This window comes from Stenotrophomonas sp. 109824_Sma (genome assembly GCF_056480025.1).
Genome location: NZ_CM151078.1, coordinates 305,025 through 320,741, shown reverse-complemented (window position 1 = coordinate 320,741; position 15,717 = coordinate 305,025). Strand labels below are relative to the sequence as shown.

General features: G+C 63.7%; 18 protein-coding genes. All 18 read right to left on the bottom strand.

The features are described 5' to 3' along the window. Positions 1-346: 346 nt before the first annotated feature. The gene (locus tag ACZK1G_RS01450; RefSeq protein ID WP_478448017.1) at positions 347-1,084 is read right to left on the bottom strand and encodes a hypothetical protein; all 738 of its coding nucleotides are present in this window, start codon (positions 1,082-1,084) and stop codon (positions 347-349) included. Beyond that, entirely contained in the window at positions 1,084-1,431 is a 348-nt protein-coding gene (locus ACZK1G_RS01445) for a hypothetical protein (protein ID WP_478448015.1), read from the bottom strand. The genes ACZK1G_RS01450 and ACZK1G_RS01445 overlap by 1 nt, the downstream gene beginning before the upstream one ends. A 41-nt stretch (positions 1,432-1,472) precedes the next feature. Further along, a complete protein-coding gene (locus ACZK1G_RS01440) occupies positions 1,473-5,000 on the bottom strand; it encodes a TipJ family phage tail tip protein (RefSeq protein WP_478448013.1) in 3,528 nt (1,175 codons plus the stop codon). Then, complete coding sequence (locus ACZK1G_RS01435) at positions 4,997-5,614, bottom strand: tail assembly protein (RefSeq protein ID WP_478448011.1); 618 nt, start codon at positions 5,612-5,614, stop codon at positions 4,997-4,999. The genes ACZK1G_RS01440 and ACZK1G_RS01435 overlap by 4 nt, the downstream gene beginning before the upstream one ends. Continuing rightward, the gene (locus tag ACZK1G_RS01430; protein WP_478448009.1) at positions 5,607-6,347 is read right to left on the bottom strand and encodes a C40 family peptidase; all 741 of its coding nucleotides are present in this window, start codon (positions 6,345-6,347) and stop codon (positions 5,607-5,609) included. The genes ACZK1G_RS01435 and ACZK1G_RS01430 overlap by 8 nt, the downstream gene beginning before the upstream one ends. Positions 6,348-6,439: 92 nt before the next feature. Continuing rightward, a complete protein-coding gene (locus ACZK1G_RS01425; protein WP_478448007.1) occupies positions 6,440-7,132 on the bottom strand; it encodes a phage minor tail protein L in 693 nt (230 codons plus the stop codon). Beyond that, entirely contained in the window at positions 7,129-7,404 is a 276-nt protein-coding gene (locus ACZK1G_RS01420; RefSeq protein ID WP_478448005.1) for a hypothetical protein, read from the bottom strand. Before ACZK1G_RS01420 ends, ACZK1G_RS01425 begins: the two co-directional genes overlap by 4 nt. 191 nt (positions 7,405-7,595) lie before the next feature. Next, the gene (locus tag ACZK1G_RS01415) at positions 7,596-8,684 is read right to left on the bottom strand and encodes a hypothetical protein (RefSeq protein WP_478448003.1); all 1,089 of its coding nucleotides are present in this window, start codon (positions 8,682-8,684) and stop codon (positions 7,596-7,598) included. 9 nt (positions 8,685-8,693) lie between these two features. Further along, on the bottom strand, positions 8,694-9,023 hold the full coding sequence (locus tag ACZK1G_RS01410) for a phage tail protein (RefSeq protein WP_088476214.1): 330 nt from the start codon (positions 9,021-9,023) through the stop codon (positions 8,694-8,696). Next, positions 9,020-11,809, bottom strand: a complete 2,790-nt coding sequence (locus tag ACZK1G_RS01405; RefSeq protein ID WP_478448001.1) for a phage tail tape measure protein — start codon at positions 11,807-11,809, stop codon at positions 9,020-9,022. The genes ACZK1G_RS01410 and ACZK1G_RS01405 overlap by 4 nt, the downstream gene beginning before the upstream one ends. Before the next feature lie 530 nt (positions 11,810-12,339). Continuing rightward, positions 12,340-12,639 carry a DUF1799 domain-containing protein gene (locus ACZK1G_RS01400; RefSeq protein ID WP_478447999.1) on the bottom strand — a complete coding sequence of 100 codons (300 nt, stop codon included), beginning with the start codon at positions 12,637-12,639 and terminating at the stop codon, positions 12,340-12,342. An 8-nt stretch (positions 12,640-12,647) separates the two neighbouring features. Next, positions 12,648-12,956 carry a phage tail assembly chaperone gene (locus ACZK1G_RS01395; protein ID WP_478447997.1) on the bottom strand — a complete coding sequence of 103 codons (309 nt, stop codon included), beginning with the start codon at positions 12,954-12,956 and terminating at the stop codon, positions 12,648-12,650. Continuing rightward, positions 12,956-13,615 carry a phage tail tube protein gene (locus ACZK1G_RS01390; RefSeq protein ID WP_478447995.1) on the bottom strand — a complete coding sequence of 220 codons (660 nt, stop codon included), beginning with the start codon at positions 13,613-13,615 and terminating at the stop codon, positions 12,956-12,958. The genes ACZK1G_RS01395 and ACZK1G_RS01390 overlap by 1 nt, the downstream gene beginning before the upstream one ends. A 71-nt stretch (positions 13,616-13,686) precedes the next feature. After that, positions 13,687-14,043, bottom strand: a complete 357-nt coding sequence (locus ACZK1G_RS01385) for a DUF3168 domain-containing protein (RefSeq protein ID WP_478447993.1) — start codon at positions 14,041-14,043, stop codon at positions 13,687-13,689. Then, positions 14,040-14,456: an HK97 gp10 family phage protein gene (locus ACZK1G_RS01380; RefSeq protein ID WP_478447992.1), complete on the bottom strand. Its 417-nt coding sequence runs from the start codon at positions 14,454-14,456 to the stop codon at positions 14,040-14,042. The genes ACZK1G_RS01385 and ACZK1G_RS01380 overlap by 4 nt, the downstream gene beginning before the upstream one ends. 47 nt (positions 14,457-14,503) lie before the next feature. After that, a complete protein-coding gene (locus tag ACZK1G_RS01375; protein ID WP_478447990.1) occupies positions 14,504-14,890 on the bottom strand; it encodes a head-tail adaptor protein in 387 nt (128 codons plus the stop codon). Beyond that, complete coding sequence (locus ACZK1G_RS01370; protein ID WP_075677725.1) at positions 14,890-15,198, bottom strand: head-tail connector protein; 309 nt, start codon at positions 15,196-15,198, stop codon at positions 14,890-14,892. Before ACZK1G_RS01370 ends, ACZK1G_RS01375 begins: the two co-directional genes overlap by 1 nt. Further along, on the bottom strand, positions 15,198-15,683 hold the full coding sequence (locus ACZK1G_RS01365; protein WP_478447987.1) for a hypothetical protein: 486 nt from the start codon (positions 15,681-15,683) through the stop codon (positions 15,198-15,200). The genes ACZK1G_RS01370 and ACZK1G_RS01365 overlap by 1 nt, the downstream gene beginning before the upstream one ends. Between the last annotated feature and the right edge of the window lie 34 nt (positions 15,684-15,717).

Here is a 15,717-nt window from a genome sequence, read left to right as displayed (position 1 = left end):
GCTGTCGTTTCTGCTCGAGCTACGGTTCCCAGGATCAGATCTCTTTGCCTCATCGGGCGCGATCTTCACCCTTGGCGGGTTTCTCCTGAATATCAAGCAGAGCGCGATCTTCCATCGCCAAGCACCGGACGGGTCACCCCTACCGACTCGCGCGAAGTACTACTCAATTACGAGGGCCGCAACGTTCGCGAGTGAGACCCCAGACGAAGCGATGAATGCGAAGGTCAGATCCGTCGAAGCCGATGAAATATGGGGTTGCGTGATGGTGGTGCTAGGGACCGTGCTCTGGGGCTATGGAGGCTGGGCCCTGAAGGCATTTGCATAGCAGGGCATTTGATATGTCTCTTCAGCCAAACCCCAGCGGCACCTCGGTCAGGTCCACGATGAAGATCGTGGCGTTCTGCGGCCCCATCGTCACTCCGCCCACCGGGAACGTGTTGGTGATCAGGGTCTGTTGAGTCACCTGCAGCCGCGATAGGAAGATCCGATTATCGCTGGTCATGTGGAAGTAATCGGCGTTCATGGTGCACCGATCCTGGGATTGCGCGAAGTAGTAGAAGCGCGGCGACGGAATGGCAATGCCGATCTTTGTCCCTGGGAAGAACTGGCCTATCTCTACGGGTGGACCAGGGACTGTTGGCAGTGCCACTACTTGCAGTACCCGCAGGCCCTTGCGCCTGGAGTCGTAGAAGACCGTACCGTCTTCGCCACGCATGCGCAGACCAACCGGCCCACTGGCCGCACGCTCGGTGGCATTGAACGTGTAGTACTCCAGCGTCTTGTTCGGCGCCTGGTTGGAAGCGTAGACGAAACACGTCACACCGGTCTGAACCAGGGTGAATCCCGTCGTAGTTGCCACGCTGTCGTTGATGTAGCGGCAGACATGGAGATTCGTTGTCCCGCTCGTTGAAGCCAGGACCCCGCTCGGCGACCACGAGGCAAACGGCGGCGAGCCGCCGGTCCCGCCGCCGGAGAAGGATCCAGTGTTCAACGTCCCGGACTTGGCCAGCTGTAGGTTTCGATAGCCGAGACCGATCTGGATCTGCCCGGTTCCCTGGTTTCGCACGCGTAGTCCGACGGCCATCAGCTGTAAATCCCGTAATGAAGGGTGATGCCGCCCACCGTGTCGGTGGTGGGCCGGCTCGGGAACATCTCCATCCTGACGTGGAAGTTCACCACGTCAGGGTCCCAGCTCCAGTTGATGCTGTTCCCCGAGATGGTTACCGAAGGGACCAGCATCCCGTACACAGATCGTTGGCCCTCGCAGGTGAAGTTGTAGAAGGGCTCACCGCCTGAAAAGTCATTGACGATGAGCCCCCCGTTTGCCTCGGGCGGCGCGATCCACTTGTTGTTGGAGTTGACCGGGTTGTAGAGCGGAAACGTGTACGACCCGATGATCTTGGTCAGCCGAGTGGTGACAGTGGTCTCCACGTACCCGCTCTCGCTCCTTACCCGCAGACCCACGTCGGCCATTACTGCAGCACTCCAAGCTCTACGGCGAGATTGCCGTTCGGGTAGCGGATGTAGATGCCCTGGTTGGTGATGTTCAGCCGATACCCTCCAGCGACAGTACCGTTGAACTCGAAGCCCCCGCCCGCCGCCTTGTTGATCCGCCAGCCGGTTTGCCCTGACACGTAATCGTCGGACTGGATGGTGCCGCTGATCTTCGCGTTGGTGATCGCCGCATCGGCGATATTGGCGCTGGTGATCCACGCGGTGCCGATCAGGGCCTGGTTGATGAACGTCTGCCCGCCCTGGATCACGAACGGCGCGGTCACGTTCCCGTTGACCACGTTGATGACGCCAAACCGGTCGGCCTGCATCAGGATCTGGCTCTGGTAGCTGCCGTCGGGCTGCTGCTCGACACCCAAGCCCATGCCGGCCATGTAGATCTGGCCGGCGCTGGTGATCTGAGCCTTGACCGTGTAGGTGGCGCTTATCCTGCCGTTGAGATCGACGATGGCCTGGCTGGTCTGCTGCACCGATGCCTGGACGCCACCGAGGTCGATATCGCCCACCGATGCCTCAACGGTATCCACGCGCTTGGCCAGCGCGCGGTCCGCCTCAACCATGACGGTCTGGAGGGTCGTGGTGCCGGCGAACACGTTCTCGTTGCCAGCGCCCCAGTCGGCGTCGCCGGCGCCCTGCGCGTCGAGCTGAGCGAACAGGCCATCGGTCTTGCGCCCGACCGCCTGCAGGCCCGTATCGGGGTCGTTGACCGCCAGCTCCAGCGAGTTGACCCTGCCGACCACTGCACCGGCTTGGGCGACGGCATCGCCCACGTTCAGCCAGTTGGCGCTGGGCGGCTCCTCGTTGCCTGGCCCGGTTCCCTGCCAGCTCCAGATCTTCCCGTTGTGAATCACGGTCTGACCCGGCTCGTAGGTGGCATCAGCAGCCCAGATCAGCGGCACGATCCCGCTGATACTCTCGATCTCCGACAGCAGCTCTTGGCCCAGCGCGCTCTTGTTGATCAGCCCGGAGAAGTACGTGTCGTAGAGCGTTGCGTCCGTGCTCGACTCGCCCACCACGCCCGCACCGGCCGGATACCACGGGCCAATGTTGCCGCTGCGGTCCACCAGCCGGCCCCAGAAGTAGAACTTGGCGCCCGCTGCCAGGCCATCCATCTGGAACCGGTTCTGCGGATAGGCGAAGTCGCCCATCTTGGTCGCGCTCTCCAGGTTCGGGCCTGCACTGCGCCAGATCTCGGTGCGCTCGGTATCGGTTGCTCCAGGAGGAAACGCCCAGGCCAGCTGGATGCCGAACACCACCGACGTGGCCGTCAGCGAGGTCAGCGCCGGCGGCGGCTCCGTCTTGCCCTGAATGTCGGTCAGGACGCTGAGGGCTGGCTGCGACACGGCATTGAGCGCGTTCACTGCACGCACCCTGGCCAGGTACTTGCCCGCGTAGATCCCGCGCACCTCCGCGCTGGCCGTGCCAACGCGCCCGACACGCACCCAGTTCAGGTCGTCCCTGCGCCATTCGACGTCGTAGGCAATCGCCTTGTCGGCCGCATCCCACTCGATGGTCAGTACCGGCGTGGCAATGCCCTGATCGATCACCACATGCGAGGACATGCGCACGTTGGCCGGTGGCGGCTGAACGCTGGGCGGGACGATGCTGATCGGCGGCGGCTCCAGCCGGGTGCCGTCATCGATGGCAGCGAACTTGTCCGGGCGGTGCTGCAGCGCGGTGATGCGGTAGGTCAGGCCATCTTCCTCGGTGATGCCGATCACTCGGAACTGCTGCATCACCAGGTCGCTCGACTCCGTCGCCCAGATCGACTGCGCCACCGGCACCACGCTCCAAGGCGCCGAGACGGTCACCACACGCGTCACCGGGTTGACCCCGCTGATGGTGCGGGCTTCGGTCTTCCCGCTCGGCAGCGTGGCGCGCAGGAGGTCTCCGGCCTGCATCGAGGGTGGCACCACATCCAGGGTCAGGCTGCTCGCCGATGCCGCGCTGATACGACCAGAATTGCGCCGGCCGGCACGCTTGGCATCGGCGACCTGGATCACATCCCCAGGCATGCAGTTCAGAGCGTCCAGGCCGACCGCGAAGCTGACCGTCTCGGTCTCCAGGTTTTCGCTGTAGAGGATGTGCAGCCCCACGCGCTGGGCCTGCGACTTCGAGTGGCAGCCAAATGCCGTCACCTCGATCTGATTCACGCCGTAGCGCGCGATGCCCTCCTGCAGCTGGACCGGCTCGACCTTCTGCCGGCCGAAGTCGTCGGGATCAGACCACGAAACCAGAGCTACCGTGTGCCGCGCTTTGCTGCCGCTGCCGGTGTAGGTGAACTTCCCGTCGACCACGTTGGCCTGGCTGTAGGTGTAGACCGGGTCCTTCGGCATGTCCGCCGAGGCCATGATCTGCCCTGCCGCGTAGAAGCTGATGCCGCGGAACATGCTGGCCATGTCCTGCAGCACCTTGTGGGCCGACTCCCGGGTCTGCAGGTACAGGCTGCAGGTGAAGCGCGGCTCCATGCCGCCCATGCCGTCACTGACCAGCTGATCGCAGTACTGCGCGATCTCGTACAGGCGATACCTGTTCACCCAGTCCAGCGGGATGCGATCGCCCAGGCCGAAACGGTCGTTGGTGACCATGTCGAAGAACACCCACGCCGGGTTGTTCGTCCATGCCGACTTGAAGGTGCCATCCCACACGCCGGTGTAGGTACGCGCGATCGGGTCGTAGTTGCTGGGCACGCGGATGATCCGGCCCCAGATGCGGTATGCAGTGGTCGGCTTGCCCTGGAACTGGCTGCCATCGATCTGGATCGCGGCGATCGCGCAGTTGGGATAGCGCAGCTTGACGTCGATGATCTCGGTCATCGAGATCACGTTCACGGTGTCGGCGACGGTCGAGCTGTTCGCGTTCGGCGTGAGGCGGCGGATCCGCACCTGCCACTGGTTGCCCGGCGGCAGGTCGATGCGATGGCTGCGCTGATACTCGGTGGTGGTCTTGCCGCGAAAGGCGTTGGTCAGCACCGTGCTGAACGCGCCACCGTCGGTGGACAGGTCGATGGCGTACTCGACGGCGTAGCCCTCGGTATCGCCGTTCTCGGTGTTCTGTCGCTGCAGGGCAGGCACACCGAACCGTATCCGCACCGCCGACAGATCCTGACCGGAAGCCGTGCGCACCACCGGCGTGTCGCGCAGCTCGACGCCGACCCCGATCTCGTTCTCGACGGACGGGAAGCCGGCGATGTACTCCTGGTCCTGCGTGCCCGAGCGGGTCTCAACCCGAACGCCGTTGAAGTTGAGGGTGCCGTCGCTGTTCTGGATCGGCACCTCGTTGAGGTAGATGGACTGGTTGCCGGCTACCAGGCCGCGGATCTCGCCCTCGCTGGTCAGGTCCAGGACCTTGGCGTAGGAGATCGAGTGCAGGCTATCCGGCGTCTCCACCGGCGTGCGGGCGTTGGTGCTGCTCTTCCCGCCGGCGCCGATCACGTCCGCGCACGCATTGGCCAGCGGGCCATGCTGATAGTTGAGGGCTCGATTCACTGCTGGTCCTCCGCGTAGATGCCGCCGCTGATCACCACGGATCCGACGACCATCCCCTTCGTATCGTGGCCGCCGTAGGCGACGGGCACGGGGTTGCCTTGGGCCTGCACGTTCACTGGCCCGTTCATGCTGTAGTTCGGCGTGTTCTCGGCGCTCTCCTTCGTCCCCAGGCCACGCGGCTGGGGCGACAGCATCTGTGCGACACCTCCGATGGCCAGGCTCCAGCCGGCTGCGCCGACCGCGCCCCAGAACTTGGCCGCTGCGGCGCCGGCGCCCGGACCACCATAGATGGTGGCCACCACGATCAGGGCCACACCGACGATGGTCTGCAGGGCGCCGCCGCGCTTGGAGCCGACCAGCACCGGTGCAATGCGGATATCGTCGGCCCCCGGCGGATCGTGGAGCTGCTCCTTGCTCAGGTTCTCGCGGCCGATGAACACGGCGAACTCGATGCCCTGGTCCCTGCAGCCGGTCAGGAACTGCCGGAAGCCAGGCAATAGGATCCCGAGCGCGAAAATGGCCTCGGCTGGGCTGTTCACCGCCAACTGAAACTTGCGGCCGAAGCGGGCGCCGAGGCGGCCGTAAAGCCGGACAGTGCGCAGGCGCTCAGTCATGGCCGGCCTCCTTATGGCGGACGATGTGGCGGGTGCGCTCGGCCCACATGCCGCCGTAGACCACCGTCTCGGACAGGCGACCGTGCATGTGGTGCAGCATCTTCCCGTCGCCCAGGTAGACGCCGGCATGGTTCGGCACTGGCGAGCGGATCTGCATCAGCACCATGTCGCCGCGCTGCGGCTCGCCTTGGATGATCGCGAATCCCTCCGCCTGCAGCCGCTCCAGGCTGTAGAGGTCCTGCCCCTTCTCCCACCAGTCATCCTCCCGCTCGTACTGGCTGAGCCGGATACCCAGCTCACGGGCGTAGAAGTCGCGCACCAGGGTGTAGCAATCCAGCACACCGTGGGCGAACTGCCGGCCCACCAGCGGCGCCTGGTAGCCGCAAGGCTCAAACGTCTGCAGGTCGCCGCACTCTGGATCAGCGCCGACACACTGCCCCACGCTCACGATGTGCCATGGCAGACCACTGGCCTCGCACATGACGCGGTCGGCATCAGAGGCAGCCGCAGAGGCGTTCGGGTGGCTATGCACGACGGCCAGCACCTCGCCGCAGTCCTCGGCATCGGCAAAGTCCTCCGCCGGCAGCCGGAAGTGCTCGCTGGGGGTGGTCGCCATGTTCCGGCATGGGATGTAGATCTCCACGTCGCGGCTGGCCACGATCAGGCCGCAGCACTCGCGCGGGTACTCGGCCACGGCATGCGCCTGGATGGCCTGCAGGGTGCTCTGTTGCATGGATATCGCCCATAGAAAAGGCCCGCGCTGGGCGGGCCTTGTGGTGCTGCTGGTGCAGCGCGAAGTTGCTGGTGGTGTCGGCGGGCGGGTCGTCAGGTGCGCAACAGGCCGGCGGCGGGGAACCCACCATGCGGGATCGGCTTGTCTTGGCCGAACCGCAGTTGGCAGCTGCGGACCAGACCGGCGCACACGTCCCTGGCTGGGTCGTCCACCGGCTGGTCGTTGATATCGAAGTACGCCGCGCCGGTGTAGCCGCAGTAGGGACCGCGGTAGCCACCATGCAGCAGGGCGCTGCAGATTCTGGTGCATTGCCGCGCGGGCAGCTCCCGCCCGTTGAAGTCGGCCACGGTGGTCAGCTCGAACTCGACCGTTTCGTCGTCCTCGCCCACCTTGCGCTCGATGTACCAGATCTCATCCGGGAAGTGCTCCCCCGGGTCGGCCAGCGGGTTCCCCTCGGGGAAGTTGGCCGCGTCCAAGTACTTCACCAGTGTCTGCCGGCGAATCAGCTTGGCGCCGGCCAGATCCTGAAACATGCGGCACAGGGCGCCGATACGGCCGTCGATGTTGCTGACCTTCAGCCGGGGATTCGGCTGCTGCTCGCTGGTGCGCTCGAAGCCGGTAGCGTTGATCGGCCACGGGCCGTACTCCTGGCCCTGCCACCAGATCACCCCCGACTGCAGGTGCTGGTGGAAGAAAAGCTGATCAGCGCCGAAGCTGCTGCAATCCAGCTCGTACAGCGTCACCCGGCTGCCGGGCTCCAGCTTCTGGGCATCGGCGGTGATCACGTCAGCACCACCTTGTCGCCCATGTCCAGCGGCAGCTCGGCCTTCTCGGGCCAACTGAAGGCTTCCGGTTGCGGCAGCAGCGCGCGCACCTGCTCCCAGGTCTCAACCCCAACTGGCGGTGCCAGTACCAGCTGCTCCAGCTTCTGGTTCACCGCATCGCGCCATGCCACCAGCGCGCGGGCCTCCTGCCGGTAGCGAGTGATGCTGCTGTTGAAGTAGCTGGCGCAGTTCGGAATGTCGTCGTAGCCGCGGGCACGAACCCATTCAGCCATCCAAGAGAAGGCAGCGGATTGAATTGCTCGATAGTGCTCCGCAGAGTTCGGAGTCGGGCCAGCCGGGATAGGTGTGTTGCCCGCGGCAAGCCAGGCTTCGTACTCGTCCCACAGCGGGTGTCCCTTTGGGATGAAGGTATCCGATGGAAGGTGGTGAACGGTGGATGGGCTGATTGTCAGTTTGTAGGTGCTCAAAGCTCTGCCTCCAACAAAACACGGTAGGGCTGCGACCCCGACCCCAGATAGCCCGACATGCTTCCGGTCGTCGCCTGACTGGCGGTAGCAACCAGGGCCACCGTACGCACTGAGACGGGGATATAGCTCTGGCCGACGATCGATGCACCACCAGGCATCCCAACACCAGTCAACGTCGGCGGCGCCCCTACGCTGCGAGCGGTTGGGATGGTGCGCATGTCTGTCGGGGCTTCGAGGAACGCCAGCACCTGCGAGTTTCCGAGGCCATGGCAAAGCACGAATGCGTTGCCGGTTGTCACCTCATAGGCATAGCAGTAGCGCTGACACAGCAGCAGTTCCAGAGCGTCCAGACGGCGGTCGAAGCTGGTAGCTTCCGGGCCTTCCTCGATCTGGACTTCGGTGAAATGCACATCGCCTGATTGCGCTCCCAGGCTGTCGCTACGAACGCTCCAGTTGGTTCCTGCTGATGCCCAAAACGCGAAGCCGAGCGAGTTGTTCGGGCCTTGGGCCTTGCCGGCCGCTGAGGGCACTTGCACGGTATGGGTGATGGTGTTCAAACCAGGGTTCAGTGCGAACTTCTTCGAGCCGATGGCAGAGACTGTGGCGCTGCCGCCGGTGCCGAAGTTCTGGCGGATCTCCAAGGCGATCTGCCGACCGGCCGCGCCACTGTTGTAGACCTTGAAACTGATGGTGATCAGCTTTCCGGAATACGCCCCAACGTTCTCAATGAGCTGTTCGAACACAACATAGTGACCGGCAGCATCGGTAATCGCTCCATAGCTGACTCGAGCAAAAGCAGGGGCTCGAATATCGGGGAACTGACCGGGAGATATTGGATTGCGGATGACGTTTGGGGAATCAACGCCTCCGGCGTTGAAGAACCACCGATCAGCGGTGTAGACGGCCGCGCCAAACGTGGTTCCCCGTTGCCAGAACCGGAAGTCGCCGTTGATCAGCTGATTTTTGCGGTACTGGCCTGCGTACAGCTCGGCGAAGTTTTCGTTGGTCTTGTTGAAGGCGATCTTGGCCAGGTCGCCGATCCAGCCTGGGTTCTGGGTGGTGGTATCGATTATCTGTCGTGCCATGGCCTTTCCTTACGGCTGGAACGTCTGTTCGAAGGTGGCCGTGACGCTGTACGTCAGGCCACCGAGGTGGGAGTCGGTGTAGGTGTCGCAGTAGTACAAGCCCGTTCCCCACGGGCTGGCCCACAGGAAGGAAGCGCCCACGTGTGTATCGAGGAAGGCGACGATCTCGGCGATCACTGCCTTGGACGCGACAAAGCTCAGTTGGTACTTCCTGGAAACGGAGTTGATTCCCTCCGCCGCTTGTTGCGAGTAGCCGTCACCGAACCTTGCGCGCCTCACCGATGCAGTCGCGGAGCCGCTGCTCTGACTGGTGGCCTGCCAGTGGAATGTGTCGGTCATCGGCTGCCCCCCATCACCCTCATTGCACCGCCATCCTTCATTGACCGGATCTGCGCGTCGTTGATCTTCATGTCGATGAGCTGGCCGATTTCCTTGCCGAAGCGCTGCCACACAGGTGTGTCAGCAGAAACGTCGGTAGAGCCATCGGTGTTCACCACCACGTTGACATTCACCTGAGACGCTCCGGAACCACCACCATGAGCAGCTACGCCCAGCCGCCCATCGGGACCACGCCGCAGCGGCATGATGGCCTCAGGACCGGCCTCACCGAACACACCGGCTCCCTTCGCGAAAGCGAACAACTGCGGGGAGCTGTAGACACCACCGGAGTAGGCCGACAGGCTTGGCGATGTGTAGACGCCGCCGTTGGCATTGCGGCCGATGTTGGCGAGAAGATCGGAGTTGATCTGCTGCGTTCCGCTGGTAGCTGCAGCATTCCCAGCGGCAGTGACCCCGCCACCCCAAGCACTGGCGATCATCCCGGCGATGCCGACGATTGCCTGCTTTGCGGCAATGCGCGCCAAGTCGGCGATGATCGAGTTGGCCAGGTCGCGGAATGACAGCTTCCCGGTCATGGCGAACTGAACCAGGGCGTCCTCCGCGCCTTGGAATGCGTTCGTCAGCGCCGAGTGCGCCTGGCCGGCCGCATTGTTGGCCTCCGTGGCATAGTCCTCGAAGGCTGCGCGTGTGCCATTTCGCCAGTCGCCCATCGCGGCAAGCCGGCGGGCCTGGTAGTCCTTCTCCAGCTGCAGCTGCTCATCCCTGTGCCTAGCAGCATTCGCCGCAAGCTGGTCCCATTGGTCCTGATCGGTGGCCACCTGGCGGTCGCCCAAGCGCTTCAGCTCGTCCTCGTATTCCCGCTGCACGTCCATCTGCCGGCGCAGCTGGGCGACGGCATCCTGGCCGCGTCCGTAGCTCATCAGGTCCAGCTCGTTACCCCGGCGCCGCGACTCGGCCTGCTGGTCGAAGATGGCCTGTTGCCGGGTTAGCGCCTCCAGGGTCTTCTTCTGCTTGTCCTTGGCCTCCACCAGGTCGCCAGTGGTCTTCAGCTCCTCCAGCATCGTCCTGATGCGCTTCCGATCGGCCTCTGGAATCTTGGTCCCCAGCCGGTCCAGCTCTTCCAATACCTGCACCCGCAGCCGCTGGCTGACGGTCAGCTTCTCCTCGCTGCCTGACTGCTCTTTGTTCAGGGCTACCTGCTGCTGGATCCTAGCAACGATCGATGTAGCCGGGTTCGTTTTGGAGCCGCCACCGCGGCGTGCCTCCGCCTCCTGGAACTGCTTGCGCGAGGCCGCCACTTCCCGGTCGATATCAGCCTGATCCTTGCCGAGCTTCTTGCCCAAGGCGACGATCTGCGCCTCTTCCGCCAGCTGCTTCTGACGCTTGGACAGGTTCTGCCCGGACAAGCGGTCCCACTCCTCCTGGGCCTTCTTGCGCTCCTTGATCGCCTTAGATTCCGCAGCGCTATCGATGGTCTGCTCTGAGCCATCCCCATAGATCCCCGCCATGATGACGCTCGGCTTAGGCCCCAGCCCCCAGTACCGCTCGGCGAAGTTATTCGCCGCACCAAGCAGCCCCCCCGCGAGCTTTGCCTGGCCGGATATGGGCGTCAGGAACGAAGCACCCTCGGCAACCACACCTTTCCTGATACCCGTGGTGCGAGAAATCAGTCTGTCAGTGAGATCGATATAGCGACCAAGTTCGTTGAATGCCGACGACGTGTCATCCTTAACTGCTCTCCACCACTGGCTCAGACCAGACAGCGATTCATTGGCCTTCACAGCCACTTCGTCGAGACTATCTCGATAGATGCGGATGGCCGCTGTTACCGCATCCTGCTGCCTGCCCTCCTCCTGCAATGCTGTCACACGATCCAGCTGGGCACGCGTGAGGAAGTGCTCCGTTTCATTGAGCTTTAGGAGGCCCGCTACTGGGTCCTTCGCGATCTCCTTGAACTTATCGATGGTTGCGTCGATGCTCTGTCCGGTCGCGCCTTCCATCTCCGCAGCCGCCTCTGACACGAGCCGGAACTGCTCCCCTGTGAAACGACCCGACGCCGCCACTTGCGTAAGTGCTGCCAGGGCCTTCCCTCGTGTAACTCCGCCAAGATTGTCCATCTGCCTAGAGAGCGCCGCGATCTGCTCGGCACTGGTTCCGGCATAGTTCCCGGTCGTGATCAGCGCCAACTCCGCCTGCCGCTGCGCCTCTCCGACCTGATACCAAGCCACGCCTAGCGCAGCGGTCGCCGCGGCTGCAGCCGTGAGCGGGTTGATCATCGAAAGCAGCTGCGAAGCCAGCGCCGCCGCTGCCGGCCTGATCCCTCCGAACATGTCCTTGAGCTGTCCGCCCTGCTGCAGGAACACCGTCAATGGGTTCTGGCCGCCTTGCAGGCTGACTGCAATGTCTGTGATCTGCGCTGGTACACCGCGCATCGCCGCAGCCTGCTGGGCCGCGCTGACGCCGTAGGCGTTCAACTCCTTGCCAGACCTCTTCGCCGCCGCCTCCGCGCGAGCGAGCTTCTGCACAATTTCATCTAACACCGGCCCGCTGGTGCGCAGCGCGGCGTTGTAGGCCAGTTGCTGGGACCGGGTCATGCCCAGAGTGTCGGCCTGGCGTACCAGCGTATCGATCCGCCCACGCTCCGCGCGGGACAGTTGCTGATACTGCTGCTGAGCGCTGCTCGACATGTCGGCAACGCCGCGCTTTGCTGCGGTGATCGCACTGTCGAACTGTTGCGTATCGACCACCAGGTCAATGCGCGCTGCACCAAGTGATTGATCAGCCATTTGTTTACCTCGGCCATAAAAAAACCCGCCAGGTGGCGGGTTGTACGCATGCGTGGTTGAGCCCGACCGTTACGGATCGCGTCCCCACTTAAGTCGGAAGTCGGATTTCATCTTTCTGCATGCATCTGCATGGAACAGAAGCGCTTCCCGGTCATACTTTCGATCCGAATTCATCTCGGCGTACCGCTGCTCGCAGTACTCGATGGCCGCCTTGTCCTTCCGCAACTCGGATCGGCTGTCAAGCCTGTCACCTACTCCACCGCTGTGCGGGCGTAGAAGCGCAACCAAGATCAGTATCGCGGCCACTGGTAGCAGGACCAGCAGAATGATCCATTCAACCTTTAGGGACCGCCTGCTTTGCGGGTTTGGCAAATGTGTCGATGCTGTCGCTCTTGGAATCGGTGCGCCACACCCAGGGCACGCCGCCGCGAGATCGCTCACGTCCCTACCGCACTCTGTGCATTTGATCAGCGCCATCCCCAGCCCTCCATCTCAGAATGCCCGCATGGTAGCCCGATGGATGGCGCCGGTCAGCCCTTGTTGATCTGCAAGAGTGCCTCCCCCTCAATGATGCGTATCGCGGCCATCACCTCGGCCCGGCGATCACCGGTCAACCCTTCGCGGTCCAGCTCCTGGAACACGACGTTGTAGTCCAGGCCAAACGGTCCTCCGGCGCTTGCGCGCCACTGGGTGGAGACCCGGGAGAAGATTTCGATAGGCAGCGAGCACTCGGGCCACAGCAGGACCTCCGGCGGCTGGTAGTGCTTCGCTTTGAGGCCAACCTGCGCAAGCTCGGCCTCGGTGGGGGCGCGCCAGTACAGCGCCCCCACCGCCTCTATCAGTTTCCCTTGCGGGCCACCTGGATAGCCTGGGCATAGCCGGTGATGATCACCGCGTCCAGTCCGATCTGCTGCTGCAGGGCCTCATCCACGCCGGCCGTATCCAGCGACACGTCGGCATCCCACTCAGCCACCATGTCCAGGATCGCCTGGGTCGGCGTGGTCTCCTGCGCCGCAAGGCGCTGCAGGAGCGAGGTGTACGCTTCCTGCGTCATATGCCTGTAGCTCAGGTTGAGCTTCTGCTCGCGGCCGTGGCCGACGATGGTCAACGATGCCTTGAAGGTCTCGGGGGCCTTTACCTTGAACATCAGTCCGCCTCCACCAGGATCGAGTCGGCCAGGGCCGTGAACGTTGCGGTGGTGCCCATCGGGGTGTTCGCGGTCATGGTCGGGTCGCCGTCATAGCTCAGGTAGCCGTACCAGTACAGAATGTCACCGCCGGCAAGCTTGGCCCGCAACACCACCGGTTCGCCCTTGGCGTCGACCGTCTTCAACGCCGGATACCATGGCTTGGACGGATCGTAGTACAGCGGGATGGTGATGGTCTTGGCGTTCTTGAAGGTCGGGATCTGGATCTGACGCCCGGTCGGGTCCTCCAGCAGGGTGCCGCTCCAATACTGCTGCTCTCCGCCGGCGGTGGTCGGATCGCCCTGCTGGTCCAGATCAATGAAGGCACCAGCCTTGCGCAGCGAGCCGGCCCCGCTGGTTCCCGGATACAGGGTAGTGTCGGTGGTATCGGTGCCGAGCAGCTCGATCGCACCGGTGGATTCTGCGCCAGCACGAGTCGTTCGGTTGTTCAGTGCCGGCCAGCCGGGGATCTCCAGCACCACCACATCATCGCTGTCTACGGCATCGGCGGCGATGCTCGCCAACGCCGGCGACGCCTTGGAGATGCCGGTGGTTGCGATCTTGGTGGCCACCACCTGCGCGAAGCCGAACTGGGTGCCCTTCGGGAGCTTGAGTGCCATGTGTTGTGTTCCTCTGGTTGAAAACGAAAAGCCCGGCACTTGGCCGGGCTGTTGCGGGGTTGGTGGGTTGCCTACGGGTCAGGGAACCAGAGCCCGAAATCCAGGCGGGCGCCGTATCCCTTGATGGACGACTCGTACATGGCGACTGCGGCGCCGTAGGGCTCGGAATGGGGAACGCCGGAACAGATCGCATCCTCGATACGACGGATCAGCGTATTGGCTTCGGGCCTGGACTTGGACCAGATGGTTATCTGCACCCGCGCATGCTTGTGGTCCGGCATCCATCCTTCGAGGAACCACAGGGCCTGGCCGCCAACCTGCTGATACAGCGCAAACGGGAAGACCGGCTGATCCGGTGGAACGTCGGGATAGAAGCGCCCCTGTACCAAGGGGGCGATCAGGGCATGGAGGGAAGTTTCGTAGCTCATCTACTACCTCCTCGCGCCTCACGCAGCAGCTCAGGAAGCCGCTCCCTGCCCCTCTCCACCATCGCCGCCTGCGCGCGCGATAGGGACGCCTCGTACCCTGGCCTGACGAAGGGGTTGGCCGGAACCCACTTTGGCTGTGCGAGCGGTGCGCCCAGCGTCCAGGAGCCGTCCTTGTCCTTGTAGACCGCATGGGTCTGCCAGTGCCCGAACTCCACCAAATGCCCGTGTGGCGCCTTCTTGGCGTTCCACGAGATCGAGTACACCTGCCGAATGTCGGTGGATCGGCCATCCCGGTATGCCAAGTAGATTGCGTCGCGGAGACTGCCGGGGCGCAGGCTGCCACCTTCCTCCGAGCCGACCGGTGCCCGCAGCTTCACCTCATCCCGAATGACCTGGCCACCTGCAACGCCCATGGAGCGCGCGAGACTGACACGGGATTCGAGAAGTGCCTCCAGTCCCTTCACCGCGTCGGAGAAGTCAACGTTGGCCTTGATACTCGTCCGCTGTTGCCTCCCTGCTCAGTGATGATGAAGGCGCGATCCTTGCGAGTGAGGTCACGGGTGATTCCTTTGACCTCAAACACGAGGCCCTCGTACAGGATCCGCATGGTTGCGTCGATCCCGAGTGCCGTCACGGTCTGAAACCTGGCCATGAAGCTGTACCGGGAGATCGACGCCGGGACGCCGCCTTGTAGACCAGCGCGGATCGCTCCGAGACCAGTTTCGCCGGCAATGCTGACCATGATCTCGTCGACCAGCTCCCAGCCCTGAACTGGTTGCCCCCAGTCATCCGTTCCGGCCGCCGGCCGCTCTACCCGGACCTTTCGATTGAGCAAGCCTGCGCGCATCAGAATGTCTTCCTGTACCAGAGGAGTCGCTCGACGCCGAACTGCACCTCAGTGGATACCTCGCCGACCACAATCGCCTCACGGTTGGCGACCCAGTGCCCCACCAGCAGAAGTGCAGCCTGCATCACGTCCGGCGACAGCTTCATCTCGTCCGGGCCGGCAGGCTCACCCTCGACCAGCCTCCGGTCGCAGTGCTGCTCGATGTGCGACAACGCGGCTGCCACGTACTGCCGCAGCAAGGCGTCGTCCACGTCGGCAACGATGTTGCACTGCTTGCGCACCAGCTCCAGGTCGAGGGTGACGGCCATTACGCGGGATCCTTCTTCTGGGCTTCAGCGAGCGCTGCCTCCAGGCGAGCAGCACCCCAGCGGCGATCGAACTCAACGCCGGCGGCCTCGAGCTGCTGAATCAAGAGCGCTTTCTTGTCGTCGCCGCCCTGATCGGAAGTGGTCGGACCGCCTGCGGCAGCATCGCTGACGGCGTCGGCCGGACCAGCACCGCCGGACGCTTCACCACCGGCCGTCTGGTTGCCTGGCGCGTCTGTCGCTCCGTCGCTGTTGGTGGTTGGGACCACGTCGCCGCCCTCGCCCGCCTTCAACTCGGCCGGCTTGGCCGGCTTCGTCTCCTTGGGCCCAGTGCCTTCCGGAATCTGCACCACCAGGCCCTTGCCGACCAGCACGTGCCCGTATTCCGGATCCACGTCTTCGAACACCTGGCCGGCCTTCACATCGGCAGACTCTGCATTGAGCTTCAGGGCGTCGCCGCGGAAGCCCCATTGAGCTTTGATCTTCATGTTCCTGCTCCGTATCGAAAGAGAGAGGCCGGCG